The 398-nt window shown below is 38.4% G+C and carries 1 protein-coding gene; it reads right to left on the bottom strand.

All coding sequences use genetic code 11. The features are described 5' to 3' along the window. The coding region (locus tag LI288_RS14185) for a DUF916 domain-containing protein (protein WP_227091090.1) at positions 1-315 on the bottom strand (315 nt) is incomplete at its 3' end. Positions 316-398: the final 83 nt, after the last annotated feature.

Genomic DNA, 398 nt, shown 5'->3' with positions numbered 1-398 from the left:
ATTATACTTTAATGAAGCATCAGGCTTGATTTTATTGGGCGAATATTCTACGACCCCGTTTAGGTTGGTCGTTGCACTTGCTAAACCTTGCTCAACAGTAACTGTTTTGTCCGTTGAATTGCTCAGTTCTACAGTAAGTGTCTGTTCTTGCCCTGGTGTCATAAGAAGATCAAAATAAGATGCCTTGCTTGCTTGATTTTCTGGAAGAATTGCTTTTACGCTAAAGTTAAACTGGTTGGCAAAAGCTGGTTTCCCAAAGGCAACCACCCCCGTCAGTGCAACTGTAAGAGCGACCCATTTTTTTAAGTTTTTCATTTTTGTATAACCTCGACTATGATATTTTGAATATGAATAATAATTGTATAAATAATGCCTTATTTCCCTCTCTTGCGAGAGGG

Origin of the sequence: Lachnospira pectinoschiza, assembly GCF_020564355.1 — a bacterium.
Lineage (GTDB): Bacteria > Bacillota > Clostridia > Lachnospirales > Lachnospiraceae > Lachnospira > Lachnospira intestinalis.
This window is presented reverse-complemented; position numbering and strand designations above follow the sequence as displayed.